Origin of the sequence: Amycolatopsis ponsaeliensis (assembly GCF_030182635.1) — a bacterium.
Taxonomy (GTDB): Bacteria; Actinomycetota; Actinomycetes; order Mycobacteriales; family Pseudonocardiaceae; genus Amycolatopsis; species Amycolatopsis ponsaeliensis.
In genome coordinates, this window is sequence record NZ_JAPZLD010000034.1 from 109,487 (window position 1) to 132,280 (window position 22,794).

Below are 22,794 nucleotides of genomic sequence, written 5' to 3' on the forward strand. Positions count from 1 at the left end.
GCCGCGTAACAGCGGGGCTCGCTCCGCCGACTTGGGGCTCATGCGCTTCGCGGTGTTCCTCTCGGCGGTCGCCCTGCTGACGTTGTCAGCCGGGTGTGCGACAGCCGTCGGCGGGCAGGCCCTGCCCGCGCCGGTGACACCGTCGACCGCCTTGCGTGCCGACGGACCGAAGTCGCTGGAGTTCCGCAAGGTCGTCGCCGACGCCACGCGGGTCGGCGGCACCGGAACCGGCCCGCCTCCTTCGCAGGCCGCTCGGCAGAGCCTCGACCCCGCCGAGCAGACGGCGGCCGTGCGGGCGATCGACTGCACGCCCGGCAGGGCCGATCCGCTGGCCGGCCACGACGACCGGGCATTGCCCCTGGTCACGTGCGCGCAAGCCGAGAACGTGGCCTACGTACTCGAACCCGAGTTCCTCTCAGGGAGCGAGGTGGCCAATGCGACATCCGGCTACGACCAGCAGCGCGGGCAGTGGCTCGTGACGCTCACGTTCAAGTCCGAGGGCACGAAGATCTGGGCCGATTTCACGAGCAAGAACGTCAACCAGCAGGCCGCGTTCGTCCTGGGCAGTCAGGTCTTGTCGGCGCCGAACATCCAGATCGCGATCCTCGACGGGGTGACGACGATCAGCGGCAAGTTCACCGAACAGAGTGCCCGGGAACTGGCCGACCGGATCATCGGTCGTTAGCCGCCGGTGGCCTCGCGGTGCAGCTTCCGCAGTGCTCGCACCGCTTCCACCGCCCGGTCCCGGTCCACCGCTTGCACGGCCATCACCGCGTGATACTCGTCCTCCGGCAACTCCAGCCGCGCCCACGAAGCACCGTCCGGGAAGCTCACCGAAAGCACCTCACCCCAAGCGAACCGCCGGGTCATCAGCACGTTCCGGACTTCGATGCCCTCGGAATCCGCGCGCACCCTGGCGATCGCGAACAGCATCACGCCGCAGGCCAGCAGGATGCCGATGCCGATCATCGCCGCCTGGTCCGACCGCTGGAAGTGGACCCCCGTGTTGCCGTTGCGCAGCAGCACCGCCACCACCACGAACACCGCCAGCAGCGCCACCGCCAGCACGCTGCACATGATCAGCGCGCGGCGGGGGCGGATCACCAGGAGAGTCTTCACGCTCACACGAAACCCCGCTCGGTCCACGGCTGGCGCAGGCTCCGCAGCACGTGCGCGGAGTCCAGGGCCGCCACCGTCGCCTCGTAGCCCTTGTCCTCCTTGGACCCCGGGCGGCCCGAGCGGTCGACCGCCTGCTCGTGCGTGTCGCACGTCAGGACGCCGTTGCCGACCGGGGTGCTCTCGTCGAGCGCCACCCGGGTCAAGCCCGCCGTCACCGCGTCGCACACGTACTCGAAGTGGGGGGTGCCGCCGCGGATGACCACGCCCAGCGCCACCACCGCGTCGTGGTTGCGGGCCAGCGCCTGCACCACCACCGGGAGTTCGATCGCGCCCGCGACGTGGACGACCGTCGGCTCGTCCTCCAGCTCCGCTTCCTTGGCCGCGGCCAGGGCGCGCTCCAGCAGGACGTCGGTGATGTCCGCGTTCCACCGCGTCGCCACGATGCCGAGCTTCAGCGACTTGCAGCCGGTCAGGTCCAGCGAAACGTCGGGACGGCCGTCGCCGCTCACAGTGGTCCTCCGTCGGGGTGCTCGTTCCCCGCGCCGACCTGGTCGTAGTGCTCCAGCTGGGCCAGGTCGTGGCCCATCCGGTCGCGCTTGGTCCGCAGGTAGCGCAGGTTCTCCGGGTTCGGCGAGATCGGCAGCGGCACCCGCCCGGTGACGCGCAGGCCGTAGCCCTCGAGGCCGATCCGCTTGGCCGGGTTGTTGGACAGCAGCCGCATGGTGCGGACGCCGAGATCACACAGGATCTGCGCGCCGGTGCCGTAGTCGCGGGCGTCGGCCGGGACACCCAGCGCGAGGTTCGCGTCCACCGTGTCCGCGCCGTCGTCCTGCAGCTGGTAGGCCTGCAGCTTGTGCAGCAGCCCGATGCCACGGCCTTCGTGGCCGCGGATGTAGAGCACGACGCCGCGCCCCTCGGCGGCCACCGCTTCCAGGGCCGCCTCCAGCTGGGGGCCGCAGTCGCAGCGCAGCGAGCCGAAGACGTCGCCGGTCAGGCACTCGGAGTGGACGCGCACCAGGATGTCCTGACCGTCGCCGATCTCGCCGTAGACGAACGCGACGTGCTCGATGCCGTCCAGGAGGGAGTCGTAGCCGACCGCGCGGAACGTGCCCGCGGCCAGCGGGATGCGGGCTTCGGCAACGCGCTCGACCTGCTTCTCGGTGCGACGGCGGTACGCGATGAGGTCGGCGATGGTGATGATCGCCAGGTCGTGGTCGGCCGCGAAGACCTCGAGCTCGTCGCGGCGCGCCATGTCGCCTTCGTCCTTCTGCGACACGATCTCGCAGAGCACCCCCGCCGGCGCGAGCCCGGCCATCCGGGCCAGGTCGACCGACGCCTCGGTGTGCCCGGGACGCCGCAGCACGCCGCCGCCCTTGGCCCGCAGCGGCACGACGTGCCCGGGACGGCGGAAGTCCTTCGCGGTGGACGCCGGGTCGGCCAGCAGCCGGATCGTGTGCGAGCGGTCGGCGGCCGAGATGCCGGTGCTGATGCCCTCGGCGGCGTCGACCGTGACGCTGTACGCGGTCCCCCGCGCGTCCTGGTTCGTGTGGTACATCGGCGGCAGGTCCAGCCGGTCGGCCTCGGCCTCGGTCAGCGCCACGCAGACGTAGCCCGAAGTGTAGCGGACCATGAACGCCAGCAGCTCCGGCGTCGCCTTCTCCGCCGCGAAGATGAGGTCGCCCTCGTTCTCGCGGTCCTCGTCGTCGACCACGACCACCGGACGGCCCGCCGCGACGTCCGCGATCGCCCGCTCGATGGCGTCGGCGTCGAACACCGCCCCGGTGCCGCAGGGGGTCCAGCCCGCCTCGGGCTCTGCCGCACTCGCTTCACTCATGACCGCTCCTCCGTGCCGCCGTCCCGATTGTGCACCTGGTCGCGGATGTGTGCCTCGGCCAGCTTCTCCACGTACTTCGCGACCACGTCGACCTCGAGGTTCACCAGGTCGCCGGCCTCCCGGCCGCCGAGGGTGGTCACTTCGAGGGTGGTCGGGATCAGCGCCACCTTGAACCGGTCGTCGGTGACGGCGGCGACGGTGAGGGAGATCCCGTCGACCGCGATCGACCCCTTCTCGACCACGTACCGGGCCAGGTGCGCGGGCAGCGCGAACGTCGTGACGCCGTCCTCGTCGCGCGAGAGGAACACGCCGGTCCCGTCGACGTGGCCCTGCATGATGTGCCCGCCGAGCCGCCCGCCGGCCGGGGTCGCGCGTTCCAGGTTGACCCGGTCGCCGACCGCGACCTTGGCCAGGCTGGAGCGCTGCAGCGTCTCGTGCACGACGTCGACGGTGAACTCACCGCCCGCCACTTCGACGACCGTGAGGCACACCCCGCTGACCGCGATGGAGTCGCCGTGCTCGGCGTCGCTGGTGACCAGCGGGCCGCGAACTCGCAGCCGGGCCGCGTTGGTCAGCTGCTCGACCGAGGTGACCTCGCCGATCTCCTCGACAATGCCGGTGAACACGTCCTGCCTCCTTGTGAGCCGCTCCTCCCATCCAACACCCGCCGCGGCCCGGTGGCTTCTCCGGTGCCGCCGCGGATCAGCCGGCCCGGCCGCGGGCCGCCTGCTCGCGCAATGCGGCGACCGCTTTGCCCGGATCGCCGGCGCCGTAGACGGCGGACCCGGCGACGAAGCAGTCGACGCCCGCTTCGGCGGCCTGTTCGATGGTCTCGGCGTTGATCCCGCCGTCGATCTCGACGATCAGCTTCAGGTGCCCGGTGTCGACGAGCCGCCGCGCCGTGCGCACCTTCTCCAGGACGTCGGCGATGAACGACTGCCCGCCGAAGCCCGGCTCGACCGACATGACCAGCAGCGTGTCGTAGTGCTTGAGCGCGTCGAGCCACGGCTCGAGCGCGGTGCCCGGCTTGAGCGACAGGCCGGCCTTGGCGCCGGCGGCGCGCAGGTTCTTGGCCAGCGCGACCGGGTCCTTCGCGGCCTCGGCGTGCACGGTGACGTTGTAGGCGCCGGCCTCGGCGTAGCCGATGGCCCAGCGGTCCGGGTCGTCGATCATCAGGTGGCAGTCGATCGGCACGTCGGTGCTCGCGAGCAGGGCCTTCACCACGGGCAGGCCGAGGGTCAGGTTGGGCACGAAGTGCGCGTCCATGACGTCGACGTGGACCCAGTCGGCGCGGGTCTCCTCGCCGCCGGCCACGGCGGCGATCTCCTCGCCGAGCCGGGCGAAGTCCGCGGACAGGATGCTGGGGGCGATCAGGGGTCGGTCTGCCACGTCCCGAGTGTAGGAGGACCACGCTAACGGCTGCTAACCGGTTGTGACGGATCTGGCGTACGCCCAGGATCTGGCTCCGGAGAGGGAGGTCGCGGCCGGCCCGGCCGTCCTACGCTCGCCGCATGCCCGGATTCCTCCTCTCCCTGGCCCGCATCGGCAGCTATCGCAGCCTGCTGCACGCGGCCGCCGGGGCCGCCCTCGCGCTGCCGGTGACCCCGTTCGCCCTCGCCGCGGCGGTGTCCGTCGACGTCGATTCGCGGGTTCGCGCGCTCATCGCCCTGCTCGCCCTGGCCGTGCTCATGGGGCTGCTGGGCCTGCTGGGGCCGGTGCGGCGGCTCGGCATCGGCCTGGCGAACACCCTGCTCGGCACCGGCGTCCCCGCGCCCGAAGGACGGCCGGACGCCGCGTCGCGGCTGCGCTCCGGGCTGTGGCTCGCGCTGCACGCGGCGGCGAGCGGCGTCCTGTTCACCGTGCTGGCCTTCCTGGGGCTCGGGGTGCTGGTGCCCGCGGTGTGGCTGACCGGCGGCCAGGACCGGATCAGCCTCTTCTGGGACGACGTCCCGCTCGGGGCCTGGACGGTCCCGTTCGGGCTGGTGGTGGCGTTTGCGGCCCTGGCGCTGACGGCCGCCGCCACCCTCGGCCTCCGGGCCGGCGCGCAGGCGCTGCTGGGCCCGTCGACGGCCGAACGCGTGGCGCTGGCCGAACGCCGGGCCGCCGTGCTCGCCCAGCGCAACCGGCTGGCCCGCGAGCTGCACGACTCGATCGGGCACACGCTCACGACGTCGACCATCCAGGCCGCGGCCGCCGCCGACCTGGTCGAGGCCGACCCCGCCCAGGTGCGGCGCGCACTCGGCACGATCGAAGAAGCGTCTCGAAGCGCCCTCGAGGACCTCGACCACGTCCTCGGCCTGCTCCGCGAAGAACCCGCGGCCAAGGAGCCGGCGCGCACGCTCACCGAGGTCGACGTCCTCGCCGTGCGCGCCCGCGACGCCGGGCTCGACGTCCGGCTGACCGTCACCGGGCCGGTCGCCGCGCTGCCCGCCGCGGTGTCGCGCGAGGGCTACCGGATCGTCCAGGAGGGCCTGACCAACGCGCTGCGCCACGCCGGCCCGGGCGCGGTCGACGTCCGCGTCGAGGCCGGTGCCGAGCGCCTGGCGATCGCCGTCGTCAACGCCCTGCCCGGCGGGGACCCGCGACCCGGGCGGCACGGGCTGGCCGGGCTCGCCGAGCGCGTCGAAGCCCTGCGCGGCGAGCTCGACGCGGGTCCGGACGACGGGCGGTGGCGGCTGCGCGCGACCATCCCGCTGCGGGCGGGCGCGTGAGCCCCACCGTGCTCCTGGCCGACGACGAGCCGCTGGTCCGCACCGGCCTGCGGGCGCTGCTGGAGCAGCAGGGCATCACCGTGGTCGGCGAAGCGGCCGACGGCGCGGAAGTGCTGCCCGCGGTGCGCCGCGCCGGGCCGGACGTCGTGCTGATGGACGTCCGGATGCCCGGCACGGACGGCATCGAGGCCACCCGGCAGCTGCTCGCGGAGCTGGCCGAGCCGCCCAAGGTCCTCGTCGTCACGACGTTCGACAACGACGACTACGTGCACGAGGCGCTGCTGGCCGGGGCGAGCGGGTTCCTGCTCAAGCGGGCGCGCAAGGAGGAGATCGCGCACGCCGTCCGGACCGTCGCCACCGGCGAGTCGCTGCTGTTCCCCGAGGCGATCCGGCGGCTGGTGAACGGCCGGCTCCCCGGCGGGAAGTACACCCGGGCGGCGAAGACGCTCACCCGGCGGGAGGCCGAGGTGCTGCGGCTGGTCGCGACCGGACTGTCCAACCAGGACATCGCGGCCGCGCTCGTGATCAGCCTCGAGACCGTGAAGACCCACGTGGGCAACATCTTCGGCAAGGTCGGCGCGGGCAACCGCGCCCAGGCGGTGGTCATGGCGTACGAATCGGGCATCGTCGCGCCGGGGCATCTCGCCGGTCAATAACCGACGTGCTCCCGGTCACCTCCGTGAAGCCATGAGTTCGGCCAGCGGTCACCTGCCGCTCACCCGCCGTCCCTCCTCGGCACACATGCAAGGGGACTAATGGCCCGTGTCCGGAATCCGGACCTTTGCTTCCGATACCTCCCGAAGTCCCCGAAGAGGAGAAACATGGCTTCGCTGCTCACCGGCCGCCGCCGGTGGCTGGTCGCGGGCGCGCTCGGCGCCGCGCTGGTCGCCGCCGCCCCGGTCGCCCTGGCCACCAGCGGCTCCGACAGTGCCGACAGCGGCAACGCACGCTCGTCGGCCGGCACCGGTGACCGCACCAACGACGTCCGCTCCGCGATCCAGGGCGGCAGTGCCCGCAACGTCATCCTGTTCCTCGGTGACGGCATGGGCCAGTCGGAGATCACCTCCGCGCGCAACTACGAGCGCGGCGCCGCCGGCCGGCTCGCGATGGACGAGCTGCCGCTGACCGGCGACTACACGACGTACGCCGTGGAGCCGAACAACCCCGGCAAGCCGAACTACGTGACCGACTCGGCCGCGTCCGGCACCGGCTGGGCCACCGGCGTCAAGACCTACAACGGCGCCATCTCGGTCGACGCGTACGGCAACCCCGTGCCGACGATCCTCGAGCTGGCCAAGCGCGGCGGCCTGCGCACCGGCGACGTCACCACCGCCGAGGTCCAGGACGCCACCCCGGCCGTGCTCGGCGCGCACGTCGTCAGCCGCGACTGCAAGGGCCCGGTCGAGACGACCGCCAAGTGCGCGGTCAACGCCAAGGAGCAGGGCGGCGCCGGCTCGATCTCCGAGCAGCTCGTCCAGACCCGCCCCGACGTCCTGCTGGGCGGCGGCGCGACGTACTTCGACCAGAAGGTCACCGCCGGCAAGTTCCAGGGCAAGACCGTCCTGGACCAGGCCAAGGCGGCCGGCTACAACGTCGTGAACACCGCGGCGGACCTCGCGGCGGCCAAGAAGGGCAAGCCGGTCCTGGGCCTGTTCGCCAAGAACAACATGCCGGTGAACTGGACGGGCCCGGCCGCGGTCCACGGCGGCACCGCCCCGGCGCGCTGCACCCCGAACCCGGCGCTGCCGAAGACCCAGCCGAAGCTGGCCGACCAGACCCGCAAGGCCCTGGAGCTGCTCGACGACCGTCACGCGGACAAGGGCTTCTTCCTCCAGGTCGAGGGCGCGAGCATCGACAAGCAGGACCACGCGGCCGACCCGTGCGGCCAGATCGGCGAGACGATCGACTTCGACGCGGCGATCGCGGCGGGCACGGCGTTCGCCCGCAGCCACCCCGACACCCTGGTGCTGGTGACGGCCGACCACGGCCACAGCAGCCAGATCGTCGAGCCGACCGCCACCCCGGGCCTGACCGCGACGCTGATCACCAACGAGGGCTCGAACATGACCCTCGCGTACGGCACCGCGGAGACCGGCGGCTCGCAGTCGCACACGGGCACCCAGGTCCGCATCGCGGCCATGGGCCCGCAGGCGGCCAACATCGTCGGCCTGACCAACCAGACCGACCTGTTCGGCACCCTGAAGCGCGCCCTGCGCCTGCGCTGACGCGGTAGGGCAGGCCCCCGGATCGTTCGGGCGGCCTGCCCCATGCCCCCTGGTGGCTCGGCTCCCTAGGTTGGGAACACCGAGACACCAGGGGGTTCTTTCATGCGGAAGTCATTGCGCGGCAAGCGGGTCGCCGCCGTCGGCACGCTCGTCGCGCTTCTCGCCGCGACGACGGCGGCACCCGCGCTCGCCACCACGAGCCCGCTCCAGGGCGCGCTCGACACCCTGACTACCCAGGACGGCGTCCCGGGCGCCGAAGCCGTCGTCCAGGACGGCTCCCGGACGCGGGTCACGCGCAGCGGCACCGGGGACTTCACCACCGGAAAACTGTTCCCGCGCAACGGTTCCTTCCGCGCGGGCAGCGTCACGAAGTCGTTCGTCGCGACCGTCGTGCTGCAGCTCGCCGCCGAAGGCCGGGTGAAGCTGGACGCGCCGGTCGAGCGGTACCTGCCGGGCCTGCTCCCGGACCGGCGGATCACCGTGCGCCAGGTGCTGCAGCACACCAGCGGGCTCTACAACTACACCGACGACCTGCCCCTGAACGACCCGGAGACGATGCGCCACCGCGGCGCGGACCCGGCCGAGCTGGTGGCGCTGGCGCTGAAGCACCCCGCGCTGTTCCCGCCCGGCACGAGCTGGTCGTACTCCAACACCAACTACATCGTCGCCGGGATGCTCGCCGAACGCGTCACCGGGCACGCGCTGGCCGACGAGATCGCCCGCCGGATCACCCGGCCACTGGGCCTGCGCGACACCTACCTCCCACGCCGCGGCGACGAGAAGCTGCCCGCGCCGCACGCCGTCGGCTACGTGCCGACCGGCGGCGGCCTGGTCGACTTCAGCGACTACGAGACGACGATGGCGTGGGCGGCGGGCGGGCTCGTGTCCACCCCGGCCGACCTCGACCGGTTCTACGGCGCCCTGCTCGGCGGGCGGCTCCTGCGCCCGGCCCAGCTCGCCGAGATGCGGCGCACGGTCCCGGTGAACCTCGGCATCCCGGGGGCGCGCTACGGCCTGGGCCTGGGCAGCATCCCGTTGTCGTGCGGGGAGTTCTGGGGCCACGAAGGCGGGATCCTCGGCTTCACCAACCTCGCCGGCGTCGGCCCGGGTGGCCGCCGCGTGACGGTGGTGCTGAACGAGCAGCCCACGCCGGCCGCGACGGGTCAGCACCTGCTCGCCGCCACCGACGCGGCGCTCTGCTCAGGGCAGTAGGTCCAGGGAACACCAAACCCAGGGGGTTGTTTCATGCGGAAATCATTGCGCGGCAAGCAGATCGTCGCCTGCGGCACGCTCGTCGCGCTCCTCGCGGCGACCACCGCGGCACCGGCACTCGCCGTCACCACCAACCCGCTGCAGCGGGCGCTCGACCGGGTCACCGTCCAGGGCGGCGCGCCCGGCGCCGAGGCCGTGGTCACCGACCACGGGCGCGTCACCGAGACACGCAGCGGCACCGGCGACGTGACCACCGGGACGCCGTACCCGCGGGACGCGAAGTTCCGCGCGGGGAGCATCACGAAGACGTTCGTCGCGACCGTGGTGCTCCAGCTCGCCGCCGAAGGGAAGGTCGACCTCGACGCGCCGATCGAGCGCTACCTGCCCGGGCTGATCACCGGGAACGGCAACGACGGCCGGAAGGTCACCGTGCGGAACCTGCTGCAGCACACCAGCGGGCTCTACAGCTACACCGACGACGTGCTGGCGACGGGCGACCTCGAGTCGCTGCGCCACCGCGGGGCCGAACCCGGCGAGCTCGTGGCACTGGCGATGAACCACCCGCCGTTGTTCGCGCCCGGCAGCTCCTGGTCGTACTCGAACACCAACTACATCGTCGCCGGGATGCTCGTCGAGAAGGTCACGCGGCACAGCGTCGCCGCCGAGATCACCCAGCGGATCACCCGGCCGCTCGGCCTGCGCGGCACCTCGCTGCCCGGCCGCGGCGAAGAACTGCTGCCCGCGCCGCACGCGCGCGGATATGTGCCGGGCGAAGAGAAGCTGCTCGACTTCACCGAGTTCGACCCGTCGATCGCCGGTGCGGCGGGCGCGCTCGTGTCGACCGGCCGGGACCTCGACACGTTCTACACGGCGTTGCTCGGCGGCCGTCTGCTGCGGCCCGCGCAGCTCGCGCAGATGCAGCGCACGGTCCCGGTGCCGGGCGAAACCGGCACGGACTACGGCCTCGGCCTGTTCCACCGGACCCTGCCGGACGGCACCCGGTACTGGGGCCACGGCGGCGACATCTTCGGCTTCGCCACTCTGGCCGGGGCCACCGACGGCGGGCGGAGCGCCACTGTGTCGGCCAACGAGGACCCGCTGCCCGACGCGGTGCGGGAGGCCACCGAAACGGCGTTCGAGGTGGCGTTGGGCCGCAGGTAGACCGGCAGCGAGCCGGAACTGTCGGTACCGCCCGGTAACGTGGAAAACGGGGGGCGCCCCCGCGAGCACGCTCAGGGAAGCAGGTCCAGGGCCTCGGTCCACGGCCGCCCGATGTCGAGCCGGTGCAGCGTCACCCCGGCGCCCGCGAGGGTGTCGAGGTGGCGCTGCCACGCCGGGTGGTGCATCCGGGTGTCCTGGATCTGGTACGCCACCACGATCGTGATCCCCGGCGCGCCGAGGACGTCGCCGAGCACGGTCAGCGCCTGGTTGTCCGCGATGCCCAATGCCAGCTTCGCGACCGAGTTCGCCGACGCCGGCGCGAAGAGGAACACCGCCGGGTCCGGGTGCGGCCGCGGCTCCCCCGGCAGCCGCGAGACGCTGCGGACCGGCAGGTCGGTGGCCGCGGCGACGTCGGCGAGGGCGCCCGTCGACTCCAGCCAGCGCATCGCGGTCGGCGTCAAGGTGATCGCCGTGCGCCAGCCGCGCTCGGCGGCGGGCCGGACCAGCTCGGCGGCGAACCGGACGTCCAGCCCGCCGCACGAGCCGGCGATCAGCCCGAGATCCTTCACGGTTTGCGCAGCACGGCGCAGAACATCGCGTCGGTGCCGTGGCGGTGCGGCCACAGCTGCACGTACGGCCCGTCGCCGAGCTCCGGCACGCCGGGGAAGAACTCCCGCGAGTCGACCACCTCGGCCTTGAGCCGCCGGGCCGTCTCGGTCAGCACGCCTTCGGTCTCCGCGAGGTGCGGCGAGCAGACGACGTAGGTGAGCGCGCCGCCCGGCCGCAGCAGCGCGTACGCCGCCGTGATCAGCTCGCCCTGCAGCTTCGTCAGGTCCGCGACGTCCGACGGCTGCCGCCGCCAGCGCGCCTCCGGCCGCCGCCGCAGGGCGCCGAGCCCGCTGCACGGCGCGTCGACCAGGATCCGGTCGTAACCCGGCTCCAGACCACTCTCGCGGCCGTCGGCGACGTACACCTTCACCGGCAGGTTGATCGTGGCCTTCTCGACCAGCTTCGCGCGGTGCGGCGCCTTCTCGACGGCGTCCACCCTCGCCCCGCTCAGCGCCGCGAGGGAGCCGAGCAGCGCCGCCTTGCCGCCGGGACCGGCGCAGAGGTCGAGCCAGCGCTCGTCGGTGCCTTCGACCGGCACCTTCGTCGCGGCGATCGCGCACAGCTGGCTGCCCTCGTCCTGCACCGCGGCCAGCCGCTCGCGGATCGGCTCGGCGTCGGCCGGGTCACCGGCACCGGCGGGCAGGCGCACGCCGTAGGGCGAGTACGGCGCCGGGTCGCCGCCGGTGATCGCGGCCAGCTCGTCGGCGCTGATCTCGCCGGGCCGGGCCACCAGGTGCACCTCGGGCCGCGCGTCGTCGGCCTCCAGCGCGGCCTTGAGGCCGGCGCCCTTGTCCCCCAGCGCTTCGGCGAACGACCGGGCGATCCAACGCGGGTGCGCGGTGCGCAGTGCGTAGGCCCCGATCGGGTCGGTGGCCTCGTCCGGCGCCACCTCGTCGAGCCAGGTCTGTTCGTCCTTTTCGGACACCTTGCGCATCACCGCGTTCGCGAACCCGGTGGCCCACGAACCACCTTCGGACCGTACGAGGTCCACAGTGGACGTGACGGCGGCGTGCTCCGGGATGCGCGTGCGCAGCAGCTGGTAGACACCGAGGCGCAGCGCGTCCAGCACCGCGGGGTCCGTCTTGGCCAGCGGCCGCTCGGCGCACGACTGGATGATCGCGTCGAGCAGGCCCTGCGCCCGCGCCGTGCCGTACGTCAGCTCGGTGGCCAGCGCCGCGTCCCGGCCGCTGATCCGCCGCTCGCGCAGCAGGTCCGGCAGGACGAGGTTGGCGTAGGCGTCCTTCTCCCGCACGGCGCGCAGGACGTCGAACGCGGCCTGCCGGGCCGGGTCCACCTCCGGCGGGCGGCGCGGGCCTTCCTTGCGCGGAGCCGGGCGGCCCCGCTCCGGCCGTGACGGCCGTCGTTCCCTGTTGTCGTTCACCGGAGGCGTTCTCCCTGGTCGATCCTGGTTCCGCGGGCCCAGTCGGTGGCCGCCATCCGTTTCTTGCCGGGTGCCTGGACGTCGCCGAGCCGCAACGGCTTCGTCGCCGTCCCGACCAGCACCCGCTTGCGTTCGACCACGATCTCGCCCGGCGGCGGGCCGGGTTCGTCGAGCACCGTGACCGGGCCGAGCTTGAAGCGTTCGCCGCGGAACTCCGCCCACGCGCCCGGCTCAGGCGTGACCGACCGGATCTGCCGGTCGACCGCCGAGGCGGGGTCGGCGAAGGACACCCGCGCGTCCTCGACCGTCACCTTCGGCGCGTAGCTGAGTCCTTCGGCAGGCTGTTCCTGCGCGCGCAGGGAGCCGTCGGCCAGACCGTCCATGGTGGACAGCAGCAGCTTGGCGCCGGACTCCGCCAGCCGCCCGAGCAGGCCGCCCGCGGTGTCGGTCCCGCCGATCGTCTCGGTGACGACGCCGAAGACCGGGCCCGCGTCCAGCTCCTTGACGATCCGGAAGGTCGACGCGCCGGTGATCTCGTCGCCGGCGCGGATCGCGGCCTGCACCGGCGCGGCGCCGCGCCAAGCGGGCAGCAGCGAGAAGTGCAGGTTCACCCAGCCGAGGCGCGGGATGTCGAGGGCGGCCTGCGGCAGCAGCGCACCGTAGGCGACGACCGGGCAGGCGTCCGGCGCCAGCTCCGACAGGCGGGCGAGGAAGGCCGGGTCGCCGGCGCGCGCGGGCGTCAGGACCTCGATGCCGTGCTCGTCGGCGAGGGCGCCGACCGGGGAGCGGACGACCCGGCGGCCGCGGCCGGCCTGGGCGTCGGGCCGGGTGACGACGGCGACGACCTCGTGGCGGCCGGAGTCGAGCAGCGCGCGCAGCGCGGGGACGGCCGGCTCGGGGGTGCCGGCGAAGACGAGCTTCATCGGCCTGCCCCCGGCGGGAGCGGGGAGGATTCACGTGGCTGGAACATCGGGGACGAGTCTAGAAGGCCCTCATGATCACGGCGCGCTCGCGCCCGCCCGGAAACCCGGGCGACAGCCCGGGCGGGCCCGGCTAGCGTCGCCGGCATGCCCGGACGATCTTCGGCCCCGACGTGGCGGCCGCTCACCCGCGACGACGCCCAGGCGTCGGCCGACCTGCTCAACGCCATGGAAACCGCGGACCGGATCGGCGAGCACTACACCGCCGAGGACACCCTCACGGAGCTGGTCGACCCGTTCGCGGACCTCGAGCGCGGCAGCCTCGCGGCCTTCGACGGCGACGCGATGATCGGCTACATGAAGATCCGCTACAAGCCGTCCGCCGCCGAGGTCCACCGGGTCTTCCTGGACGGCGGCGTCCACCCGGCCCACCGCCGCCGGGGTGTCGGCACCACGCTCGTCGAGGCGGGGGTGGCCGCCGCGAAGGTCCTGCACGCACTGCACCACCCGGGACTGCGGCTCGCGGTCGACGTCCACCGGCCCGAGCACATCGCCGGGCTGGCCGAGCTGATGCGCTCCCAGGGCTTCGCGCCGGTCCGGTACTTCCGGCGGATGGAGCACCCCCTCGGGGACGTCGCGCCGGTGGAAGCTCGGATCGAGCCGTGGTCGCAGGAGACCGACGAGGACTTCCGGCGGATCCGCAACGCCGCGTTCGAGGACTGCTGGGGCGCGGTGCCGATGCCGCCGGACCTGTGGCGGAACAAGATCGTCAACCAGACGTTCCGGCCCGGCCTCAGCTTCCTGTTCCGGGACGCGGCCGGGACGCCAGCGGGCCTGCTGGTGACGATGACCTGGGACGCCGACACCGAGGCCACCGGGATCCGCGACGCGCACTTCATGGTCGTCGGGACGCTCCCGGACCACCGGAAGCGCGGCGTCGCGACGACCCTGCTGGCGCACGCGCTGGGCGCCGCGAAGGGACAGGGCTACGACCGGGCGAGCCTGGTGGTGGACTCGGCGAGCCCGTCCGGCGCCTCCGGGGTGTTCGAGCGGGCGGGGTTCGTCCCGAAGGCGCCGTACATCCGCTGGGCTCTCGAAGCCTGAGCTACCAGCGCGTGGGCCACACCACCTGCGCCGCGCCCTGACCACGCCGGACCGGTTCCGCCGCCGCCACCCAGCGGCCGTCACGCAGGCGCTCCACGCCGGTCGCCGCGCCGATCTCGGCCGGCGCCGTCGAGAAGCCCTGGCCGCGGGCCGTCAGCGCAGCCGTCTCCGGCTGGTCCAGGAACGCCTGCTCGACCTGGGCGGCCGCCGAGTTCCGCTGCGACGCCCGCGGCGCCGCGATGGCGTTCTCCAGCGACAGCCCGCGGTCGAGGCGGCCGAGGATCACCTGCAGGACCGTGGTGATGATCGACGCGCCGCCCGGGGAGCCCGTCGCGAAGAACGGGCGGCCGTGGTCGAGCACGATCGTCGGCGCCATGGACGAGCGCGGACGCTTGCCCGGGCCGGGCAGGTTCGGGTCGGGCACGCCCGGCGTCACCGGCGTGAACGAGAAGTCGGTCAGCTCGTTGTTGAGCAGGAACCCGCGGCCCGGCACGACGATCCCGCTGCCGCCCTCCTGCTCGATCGTCAGCGTGTAGGCGACGACGTTGCCCCACTTGTCGGCGACCGTCAGGTGGGTCGTGTTCTCGCCCTCGTACGGCGTCGGCGCGGCCGTGGTGCCCGCGGCGCACGGCGCCGGGTGCTTCGGGTCGGCCGGGGCGACCGGGCTGGTCGCGGCCTTGTCCTTCGAGATCAGGCACGCCCGCGAGTCGGCGAAGCGCTGGCTCAGCAGCTCCTTGGCCGGGACGTCGATCACGGCCGGGTCGCCGATCCAGCGGTTGCGGTCGGCGAAGGCGAACCGCGTCGACTCCAGGAAGTACTGCAGGTAGTCGGCCTTGCTCGCGTGCTTGAGGTCGAAGTTCTCGAGGATGTTGAGCGCCTCGCCGACCGTGAGCCCGCCCGAGGACGGCGCCGGCATGCCGTAGACGTCGAGGCCTTCGTAGGTCGCGTGGGTCGGGGTGCGCTCGATGGCGCGGTAGGCGGCGAGGTCCGCGGTGGAGAGCTTGCCGGGGCGCACGTTCAGCGTCGAGGCCGGGTCCTTCGGCGGCTGCTGCACGGTCTTGGCGATGTCCGCGCCGATCTGGCCCTGGTACAGCGCGTCGACGCCGCGACGCTCGAGCTGCGCGTACGTGTCCGCGAGGTCGGGGTTCCGGAAGACGGTCCCGGGCGACGGCGGCGCGCCGTTCGGCAGGTACAGCGACCGCGTCGAGGGGAACGCGGAGAACCGCGCGGCGTTGTTGGCGATCTGCGTCTGGAACGTCGGGTCGACGACGAACCCCTTGCGCGCCAAGTCTTCGGCGGGTTTCAAGGACTTCGCCAGTGAGCGCGTCCCCCACTTGCGAAGGGCCTCGGACCACGTCGCGGGCGTGCCGGGGACGCCGACGCTCAGCCCGCTCGTGACGGCATCGTTGAACGGCAGCGGCTGGCCGTTCTCGACGAAGAGGTTCGCGTCGGCGGACTTCGGGGCGGTCTCGCGGCCGTCCAGAGTGTGGACGCGGTGGGTCTTCGCGTCGTAGTAGGCGAAGAACCCGCCCCCGCCGACGCCGGCGGAGAACGGGTCGGTGACGCCGAGCGCGGCGGCGACCGCGACGGCCGCGTCGACGGCGTTGCCGCCGTCGCGCAGGACCTTGGTGCCGATCGCGGTGGCGTCGGCGTCGATGCTGGCCACGGCGCCCCCGAACCCGACGGCGACCGGGGACTTCGGCGTGGGTGTCGCGGCGCCGGCGGGTCCGGCTGCGACGGTGGTGGCGAGCGCGGCGGTGGCGGCGATGGCGAGGACTCGGCGGCATCTGTGCGACGGCATGCGGGCGAGTCTGCCCCTCGGGTCGAGCGCCTTCAAGACGCCAACGGGCGGCACACCCCGCTTGTCAGGATTTTACGAGTTTCCCCAGACTTCGAAATTGGATCACATGGCGGAGTGACACTGCCCACGTCAACGCCACAGAATCGTCCGGCGCGGCCCTGCACAGCCGCGCATCGCGAGGGCAATCGAAAGGACAACTGAAGATGACCGCACCACGGAGGTGGCGCCGCCTGCTCGGCGCCGCTGTGGCCGTCTCGACCTCCCTGCTGGTCGTGACCGCCGCCGGCGCCGAAGCGGCGCCGGGCCTGCCCGAACAGGACGCCTCGAACAACCACGAGATGGGCGCGGCGATCCGCGCCCACGACGGCGTCGCCCCGGCCGGGCTCGCGCCGGCGTCGGTGGACGCGAGCGTCCCCGGCATCGACGTCAGCTCCTACCAGGGCAACGTCAACTGGGCGTCGTACTGGAGCGCGGGCAAGAAGTTCGCCTACGTCAAGGCGACCGAGGGCACCAGCTACCAGAACGCGTACTTCAGCCAGCAGTACACGGGGTCGTACAACGTGGGCATGATCCGCGGCGCATACCACTACGGCCGCCCGGACGGGGCCGGCGGCGCGGCCCAGGCCGACTACTTCGTCGCCCACGGCGGCGGCTGGTCGAAGGACGGCAAGACCCTCCCGGGCACGCTCGACATCGAGTGGGGCCCGAACAACGCCTGCTACGGCAAGACGCCGGCGCAGATGGTGTCGTGGATCAAGGCATTCAGCGACGAGTACCACGCGAAGACGACCCGCTGGCCGGTGATCTACACGGCAACGAGCTGGTGGAGCCAGTGCACCGGCAACACGGGCGACTTCAGCTCGACCAACCCGCTGTGGGTGGCGCGATATGCGTCGTCGGCGGGGACGTTGCCTTACAACTGGGGCTTCTACACGTTCTGGCAGTACAGCTCTTCGCCTATTGATCAGGACCAGTTCAGCGCGGACATTTCGCGGTTGAAGGTGCTGGCCACCGGCTGACGTTGTGGGTCGGGAGCACGCACCCTCCCCGCGTGCTCCCGGCCCACTCAGCGCCCCTCCTTGACCCTGCCGGCCAATTTCAGCCTGGCCGTGCGGACGAGGCTCTCATCGATCGGGCACTGCAGCGGCTGCAGCTTGTCGACCAAGACGGTGTAGACGTGATTGAGATCCGGCTCCCACTTCTGCCCGTTCCGCACAACGAGTCCCACCAGACACTCCTTGCGATCCTTGCTGAATTCCGGGATCAGGACAACGACGGCCTCGTCACCGCTCACTGAGGTGTACTCGTTCTTCACGAATGAGCAGTTGTAGATGAACCCACACAACACCTTGGTCGCCATGGCCAAGTTCCTTTCAGCTGGGAGAACCGACGGTAGAGCGCGCGGCCGACCTCCCACCGTTTTGCTGCGAAACCGGCACAACCCGTTCGGCGGCGTTCCCCGCCGAACCGGGCCGGGCAAAATCGGGTGATGGCCACGGCTCGGCGTGGACGACCGACTTCCCTCGGCGACGAGGAAGCCGATCCGTGGCCGCGCGTCGAACGAGGTCAGCTCGCTGCCTGGCTGCTCAAGATGTGGCGCCTCTACGGCGAAGCCGACATCCTGACCATCCGGCAATTGGCGGCCGCGATGCGAACTCCACCCGTCGACAACGCCACCGTTTCCCGCTGGGAGAACTCCCGGGCTACGGTCCCGACGTGGGCATTACACCAGTACGAGCAACTCTTCGACCTGCCGCCGGGCGAGCTGGGGGCCGTGGTGACCGCACTCGGTCGGGCCCGGCCGACAGGACGCCGGACCGCGCCGCCCTGTGACGAACTGCTCGACAAATGTCTCGACCGTGATCCCGTCTCCGCGGCGGAATGGGCGGACCTGACGGTTTCCCTCACTCAGCCGCGACGCAGACTCCCCCGGCCGACATGGGACTTCCTTGTGCACCGCCTGCTCACCGAGATGTGTCTTTCCGTGGGCTGGCGATATCTGCTCCGGCTTTCCGCGCTGCAACGAGTCCACCGGCACCCGGCAGGAGGCGCCGCGCTCGTCGCGGCGACCGAAGAATTCGTCACCGAGCCTGCCTGCCAGCTGATCATCGACCCGATCGCCTTGCTCGCGGCGAATCCGACGGCCTCGCGCCGGCTCTTTCGGCTGATGTGCGAACCGCGGAACGAGGCCGAGCAGCTTGGCGCGCTCTTCGCGTGGGCGGCGCGGCCACCGGGTGCACCCGAGATGGTTCGCCGGCTCGAAGCCGTCTCCCGCGAGCTGCGCGCCGGCGCGTCGACGTCACCGCCGGTCCGGGAAGCGGCTTCGGACGTCCTCGCGGCTTTGTTCCGGCACCGCCCGAGCCGTCCCGGCGCACGTTCGGCGCCCTTGGGAAGAACAGGAGAAGCGGCCTTCGACGCGTTGCGCGGCGCCTTGGTCAAAGCTCAGACCCGGCACCACGAACCGGACCTGCTCGGCGGGCGGATCCTCCGGCAGGCGCTGGCCAGCACCGACAGCGATCTGCGCATCCTCACGGTCAACGTCCTGCACGCGTCGCCGTTTCGCGGAGTCCTCGCCGACACCGTCGCGTCGATGCTGACCAGCGGGCGCACGAGGACCGGCTCGGCGATGCACAGCGTGCTCGTGGACCTCCTGGGCAGTCTCGGCGATGCCCGGCACCGCCCGGTCATCGAGAACCTGATGTGGCGGGGCGCGGCCCGGGACGCGGCGGCCGTGGCGCTGGCCCACCTCCCCGGCCGGACGGACCTGCGTCTCTGGCACCACGTGCTCACCGCGCAACCGACCGGCGGGAGCACCCAGCGGGCCGCGCTCTACGCGGTGGGGATGAAGGGCGACCGCGACGGGCTGCGGCTCCTGCGGGCACACGCCCCCGTCGTCCGTGCCCGTGCGAACTGGTGGCTGCGGCTTCCGGCCGAGGCGTCCGCGGGCGCGGCCCTCTGACCACGCGACCGGCTGATCCCGACTTCCGCGGGTTCCGCGGGTGGCGCGGTCGACGGAAGACTCGGCCGCGTCACCCACGCCGTGGAGGGAAACCCGTGCGCCTGACCGCTCTGCTCCCCCTGCTCGCCGCCGTCCCGCTCTTCGCGCTCCCCGCTCCCGCCGCGGCCGCGACCGGCTGCTTCGACCCCGCCGCGCCGCTGACCGTCGAGGAGCAGCGACTGACCGCTTCGCTGCCGGCCGGTGGTCCCGCCGTCGGGCCCGAACTCGTGCGGCTGGCCGGGTTCGATCCGCTCGTCGCCGAGGTGAAGCACGACCTCTGCGCAGCGCGCACCCCGCGCCGGGCCGAGCGCGTCGTCACCCAAGCCGGCGAGCGGCTGTGGCGGACGGCCGTCGACCGCGCGCAGGGCCGCCGTCCGGATCTCGGGACGCTCGACCGGTTCGACGATCGGCCGCTGTACTGGGCGCGGCTGCAGCTCAGCAGCGCGATCCGCCAGTGGGCACCGGCTTCCTCTTCGCAGCGGACGTCGCTGCTGACGGCGTTCGACCGCGGCTCCCGCGGCCTCGACGACGTCCGGTTCCCGCTCGGGAAGACGCGGCGGGTCATGGTGAGCGGCTTCGACCCGTTCCAGCTCGACGGCGCGGGGATCACCATCTCCAACCCGGCGGGGGCGTCGGCACTGCAGCTGGACGGGCGCGTGCTCGACACCCCGTCCGGCCCGGCCGTGGTGCAGGCGGTGAGCTTCCCGGTCGTGTGGGGATACTTCGACCAGGGCATCGTCGAGGCGGCGTACGGCACGGCGTTGCGCGACCGCGCGCGGCGGCCGGACGTGGTGCTGACGATCAGCCAGGGCCGCCCGGGCCGCTTCGACGTCGAACGCTGGGCCGGCGCCTGGCGAGGTGGCTTCCCGGACAACAACAACGTGTCCGTGACGGGCGGGGTCCCGCCGGCCGCGGGCTGGCCGCAGCCGGACGTCCAGTTCATCGAGACGACGCTGCCGTACGCGCGGATGCTCGAGGTGACCGGCGCTTATCCGGTCAACTTCAACCAGGCGTTCTGCGTGTGGCCGGACTCTTCGCACCCGGGTACCGGGACGCCGGTGTGCCGCTCGGACGCCCCGGCGCCGGGCGAGATCGCGGCTTCGGGCGGAGGCGGGAACTATCTGTCGAACGAGTCGATGTTCCGCGCGAACCGGGTCCGGGTCGGGTTGGGCTTGACGTCGGTCGCGGGCGGTCACCTGCACACGCCGGTGCTGGGCCAGCCGACAGGGTTGACGGACCCGGCTTTCGAGGCCCGCCGCCAGGCGATCGCGTCCGAGGTCCTTGCACTGACTTCCGCCGCGGCCGGCGGTGCGGGTCCGGCGGTTCCCTTGCGGGCGACGGAATCCGCGCGGGCGGAGCTGGATTCGTTGCCGGGCACGGTGTTGAATCGCTGATCCGGCGGATTTCGCGCGCACGCCACGGATTCTTTCTCCGTGGCGTGCGCGGATCAGATGAGTTCCAGCGGATCCAGCTGGATGCGGATCGGTTCCGTAGCCTTCTTCATGTCCCGCTGAGCCGCCGCCTCCTGGATGGCCGAGGCCAGCGGCTTTCCCTCCGCCCGGGACACTCGCACCAAAGCCCGCTCACGCTCGGCGTTGCCCTCTTCGTCCACCTCGCCCAGCGGGACCGGCCCCAAAATCTCCCCCGACGACGGCAACGACACCGTCGCGAGGAACCCGGCCACCGCGTCCGGGCTTCCCTCCACGCTCGCCATCCGCATCGCCGGTGGGAAACCCAGCTCCTGGCGCCCAGCGAGCTCCTGCGCCGCGTGCCACGCCGGGTCCCAGCGGACCAGGGCCTGGACCACCGCCATGCCCGCCTCCGCCCCGACGATGACCCGCCCGCCCGACGACGACGGGCGTACCAGGGCCGCCGCCGCCATCCAGCGGCGCAGCGTCTCCTCGCCCGCGCGCAAGTCCTGGCGGCCCAGCAATGCCCAGCCGTCCAGCAGCAGGGCCGCGCCGTAGCCGCCCTCGGCCACCGGTTCCGCTCCCGGGGTGCACACCACCAGCGCCGGCTTGCCCGGGACCGATGCCAGGACCTCCGCCGCCCCCGACGTGCGGACCGGGATGCCCGGGAACGCGCGCCCCAGCTCCTCCGCCGTCCGCTTCGCGCCGACGATCACCGCGCGCAGGCGGACCGACCCGCACGCCGTGCAGCGGAACGCCGTCTCCGGGACGCCGCACCAGCGGCACGCCGGGGGCTTCGGCTGCCCGTCCACCGACCCGCCCGGCAGGGCCAGCGGACCCGCGCACCGGCGGCAGTGCGCCGGCGTGCGGCAGTTTCCGCAGGCCAGGCCCGGCACGTACCCGCGCCGGGGCACCTGCACCAGCGTCGGGTGCCCCGCCGCGAACGCCTGACGCGCGGCTTCGAACGCCACCGCCGGCAGCCGGGCGACGCGGGCGGCCTCGTCGCGGGCGACGTCGAAGTCCTCGCCGACCGGCGTGACGCGGGGAGCCGCCGACCGCAGCACCGTGCGGTCGGCCAGGACCGGCGCCGCCCAGCCCGACTCGACCAGCAGCTGGGCCTCGGCCGTCCGGGCGAACCCGCCCACCAGCAGCGACGCCTTCGCCGCGTGCGCGCGGTCCATCAGCACGTCCCGGACGTGCGGGTACGGCGCGTGCTGGTCGAGGTGCAGGTCGTCGCCGTCGTCCCAGACGACGAACAGCCCGGGGTCGTGGACCGGCGCGAACATCGCCGCGCGCGTGCCGACCACCACCCGCACCCCGCCGCGCAGCACCGCCAGCCAGCGCCGGTACCGCTCGGCGGGCCCGAGGCCGGCGATCAGCGCCACCACGGCGTCCTCGCCCACGATCTCGGCGCACGCCTCGTGCACCCGGTTCAGGTCGCGGTGGTCCGGCACCACCAGCACCGCGCCCCGCCCCGCGGCCGCCACGGAACCGGCGGCCTCGGCGAGCCGGCGTGGCCAGTCCTCGCCCGGCAGGGCCTGCCAGACGGCGTTCGCGGGCTTCCCCTCCCCCAGCGCCTCCAGGAACGCCGGGCCACGCTGGTAGCGCGCCCACGCCGTCGTGTCCGGCGGGGAAGGGACCGCCGCGGGCGGCAGCGGCGGCTCGCCCTCGGCCTTCGCGTGCCGCGGCGGGATCGCCAGGCGCAGGACGTCCGACAGCGTGCCGCCGTAGCGGTCGGCGACGGCCCGGCACAGCGCGTGCAACGACGGCGGCAGCACCGCCTCCGCCGACGTGACGCGGTCGAGGAACGCCAGCTTGCTGCCGTAGTCGCTGGTCTCGCCGCGCTCGATCAGGTAGCCGTCGACGAGCTGCCCGGCGAACCGGACGCGGACGCGGCACCCGGGCACGGCCGTCTCGTGCAGCTTCTCCGGCACGAGGTAGTCGAAGGTGCGGTCGAGGTGCGCCAGCGGGATGTCGACGACGATCCGCGCGACCGGCCGCTCGGGCGCGGGCGACTGGGCGCCCTTCGCCTTCTGGCCGGGCTTCGGCGCCTTCGAGGGTTTCCGGGCACGCGACGGCGCCGCCTTCGGCGAAGGCGGCTGCTCCGGGAGATCCCAGAGGGCGGCGGGCTCGGAACTGCTCACCCCGTGATCTCTACCAGACCCCTCCGACAGCCTCTGCCCCAGAATGCCGTTAAGGGGCTCTTCGTACCGATGTGTGGGTGGTTGAGCGTGGCATAAAGGCGCACGCCGTTGTCCGGCTTAGTTTCTGGCTTGTCGAAGGTCAGCAACCAAGTGATCGGGGAACGGC

Annotated in this window: 21 protein-coding genes; 10 read left to right on the plus strand and 11 right to left on the minus strand. The window is 72.9% G+C overall.

Going from position 1 to position 22,794, the window contains the following annotated elements:
* The first annotated feature begins 40 nt into the window (after positions 1 to 40).
* Entirely contained in the window at positions 41 to 685 is a 645-nt protein-coding gene (locus QQ657_RS38435; RefSeq protein ID WP_284747252.1) for a SecDF P1 head subdomain-containing protein, read from the plus strand.
* Here the strand turns inward: QQ657_RS38435 and QQ657_RS38440 are convergent.
* The 5 genes from QQ657_RS38440 to rpe all read right to left on the minus strand — a co-directional run bounded on the left by QQ657_RS38440 (position 682) and on the right by rpe (position 4,327).
* Entirely contained in the window at positions 682 to 1,125 is a 444-nt protein-coding gene (locus QQ657_RS38440; protein WP_284747253.1) for a PH domain-containing protein, read from the minus strand. The genes QQ657_RS38435 and QQ657_RS38440 overlap by 4 nt on opposite strands.
* The gene (gene ribH / locus QQ657_RS38445; protein WP_284747254.1) at positions 1,122 to 1,628 is read right to left on the minus strand and encodes a 6,7-dimethyl-8-ribityllumazine synthase; all 507 of its coding nucleotides are present in this window, start codon (positions 1,626 to 1,628) and stop codon (positions 1,122 to 1,124) included. Before ribH ends, QQ657_RS38440 begins: the two co-directional genes overlap by 4 nt.
* Positions 1,625 to 2,953 carry a bifunctional 3,4-dihydroxy-2-butanone-4-phosphate synthase/GTP cyclohydrolase II gene (locus QQ657_RS38450; RefSeq protein ID WP_284747255.1) on the minus strand — a complete coding sequence of 443 codons (1,329 nt, stop codon included), beginning with the start codon at positions 2,951 to 2,953 and terminating at the stop codon, positions 1,625 to 1,627. Before QQ657_RS38450 ends, ribH begins: the two co-directional genes overlap by 4 nt.
* Positions 2,950 to 3,579: a riboflavin synthase gene (locus tag QQ657_RS38455; RefSeq protein WP_284747256.1), complete on the minus strand. Its 630-nt coding sequence runs from the start codon at positions 3,577 to 3,579 to the stop codon at positions 2,950 to 2,952. Before QQ657_RS38455 ends, QQ657_RS38450 begins: the two co-directional genes overlap by 4 nt.
* A 76-nt stretch (positions 3,580 to 3,655) precedes the next feature.
* Complete coding sequence (rpe, locus tag QQ657_RS38460; protein ID WP_284747279.1) at positions 3,656 to 4,327, minus strand: ribulose-phosphate 3-epimerase; 672 nt, start codon at positions 4,325 to 4,327, stop codon at positions 3,656 to 3,658.
* A gap of 137 nt (positions 4,328 to 4,464) precedes the next feature.
* Here rpe and QQ657_RS38465 point away from each other — a divergent pair, with 137 nt between their 5' ends.
* The 5 genes from QQ657_RS38465 to QQ657_RS38485 all read left to right on the plus strand — a co-directional run bounded on the left by QQ657_RS38465 (position 4,465) and on the right by QQ657_RS38485 (position 10,262).
* Positions 4,465 to 5,664, plus strand: coding sequence for a sensor histidine kinase (locus QQ657_RS38465; protein WP_284747257.1), 1,200 nt, complete (start codon positions 4,465 to 4,467; stop codon positions 5,662 to 5,664).
* Positions 5,661 to 6,320: a response regulator transcription factor gene (locus QQ657_RS38470; RefSeq protein ID WP_284747258.1), complete on the plus strand. Its 660-nt coding sequence runs from the start codon at positions 5,661 to 5,663 to the stop codon at positions 6,318 to 6,320. The genes QQ657_RS38465 and QQ657_RS38470 overlap by 4 nt, the downstream gene beginning before the upstream one ends.
* A gap of 165 nt (positions 6,321 to 6,485) precedes the next feature.
* Positions 6,486 to 7,889 (plus strand): alkaline phosphatase, encoded by a 1,404-nt coding sequence (gene phoA / locus QQ657_RS38475; protein ID WP_284747259.1) that lies wholly within the window; start codon positions 6,486 to 6,488, stop codon positions 7,887 to 7,889.
* Positions 7,890 to 7,991: 102 nt separating this feature from the next.
* Positions 7,992 to 9,101, plus strand: coding sequence for a serine hydrolase domain-containing protein (locus tag QQ657_RS38480; RefSeq protein WP_284747260.1), 1,110 nt, complete (start codon positions 7,992 to 7,994; stop codon positions 9,099 to 9,101).
* Between the two features lie 33 nt (positions 9,102 to 9,134).
* Complete coding sequence (locus QQ657_RS38485) at positions 9,135 to 10,262, plus strand: serine hydrolase domain-containing protein (protein WP_284747261.1); 1,128 nt, start codon at positions 9,135 to 9,137, stop codon at positions 10,260 to 10,262.
* A gap of 71 nt (positions 10,263 to 10,333) precedes the next feature.
* Here the strand turns inward: QQ657_RS38485 and QQ657_RS38490 are convergent, their stop codons facing one another.
* The 3 genes from QQ657_RS38490 to fmt are packed head-to-tail and all read right to left on the minus strand — an operon-like array spanning position 10,334 to position 13,175.
* Positions 10,334 to 10,831 (minus strand): flavoprotein, encoded by a 498-nt coding sequence (locus QQ657_RS38490; RefSeq protein ID WP_284747262.1) that lies wholly within the window; start codon positions 10,829 to 10,831, stop codon positions 10,334 to 10,336.
* The gene (locus tag QQ657_RS38495; protein WP_284747263.1) at positions 10,828 to 12,252 is read right to left on the minus strand and encodes an RsmB/NOP family class I SAM-dependent RNA methyltransferase; all 1,425 of its coding nucleotides are present in this window, start codon (positions 12,250 to 12,252) and stop codon (positions 10,828 to 10,830) included. Before QQ657_RS38495 ends, QQ657_RS38490 begins: the two co-directional genes overlap by 4 nt.
* Positions 12,249 to 13,175 carry a methionyl-tRNA formyltransferase gene (fmt, locus tag QQ657_RS38500; RefSeq protein WP_284747264.1) on the minus strand — a complete coding sequence of 309 codons (927 nt, stop codon included), beginning with the start codon at positions 13,173 to 13,175 and terminating at the stop codon, positions 12,249 to 12,251. Before fmt ends, QQ657_RS38495 begins: the two co-directional genes overlap by 4 nt.
* A 144-nt stretch (positions 13,176 to 13,319) precedes the next feature.
* On the opposite strand from fmt, the gene QQ657_RS38505 reads away from it, so the two are divergent.
* A complete protein-coding gene (locus QQ657_RS38505; RefSeq protein WP_284747265.1) occupies positions 13,320 to 14,276 on the plus strand; it encodes a GNAT family N-acetyltransferase in 957 nt (318 codons plus the stop codon).
* A 1-nt stretch (position 14,277) separates the two neighbouring features.
* Here QQ657_RS38505 and ggt read toward each other — a convergent pair whose 3' ends face one another.
* A complete protein-coding gene (gene ggt, locus QQ657_RS38510) occupies positions 14,278 to 16,077 on the minus strand; it encodes a gamma-glutamyltransferase (protein WP_284747266.1) in 1,800 nt (599 codons plus the stop codon).
* A 203-nt stretch (positions 16,078 to 16,280) separates the two neighbouring features.
* Between ggt and QQ657_RS38515 the strand changes: the two genes are divergently transcribed.
* Positions 16,281 to 17,096, plus strand: coding sequence for a lysozyme (locus tag QQ657_RS38515; protein WP_284747267.1), 816 nt, complete (start codon positions 16,281 to 16,283; stop codon positions 17,094 to 17,096).
* A 47-nt stretch (positions 17,097 to 17,143) separates the two neighbouring features.
* Here QQ657_RS38515 and QQ657_RS38520 read toward each other — a convergent pair whose 3' ends face one another.
* A complete protein-coding gene (locus QQ657_RS38520; RefSeq protein ID WP_284747268.1) occupies positions 17,144 to 17,437 on the minus strand; it encodes a hypothetical protein in 294 nt (97 codons plus the stop codon).
* A 129-nt stretch (positions 17,438 to 17,566) separates the two neighbouring features.
* On the opposite strand from QQ657_RS38520, the gene QQ657_RS38525 reads away from it, so the two are divergent.
* The gene (locus QQ657_RS38525) at positions 17,567 to 19,036 is read left to right on the plus strand and encodes a helix-turn-helix domain-containing protein (RefSeq protein WP_284747269.1); all 1,470 of its coding nucleotides are present in this window, start codon (positions 17,567 to 17,569) and stop codon (positions 19,034 to 19,036) included.
* 95 nt (positions 19,037 to 19,131) lie between these two features.
* Positions 19,132 to 20,469, plus strand: a complete 1,338-nt coding sequence (locus QQ657_RS38530; protein ID WP_284747270.1) for a pyroglutamyl-peptidase I — start codon at positions 19,132 to 19,134, stop codon at positions 20,467 to 20,469.
* 53 nt (positions 20,470 to 20,522) lie between these two features.
* Here the strand turns inward: QQ657_RS38530 and QQ657_RS38535 are convergent, their stop codons facing one another.
* Complete coding sequence (locus QQ657_RS38535; RefSeq protein ID WP_284747271.1) at positions 20,523 to 22,628, minus strand: primosomal protein N'; 2,106 nt, start codon at positions 22,626 to 22,628, stop codon at positions 20,523 to 20,525.
* Positions 22,629 to 22,794 lie beyond the last annotated feature (166 nt).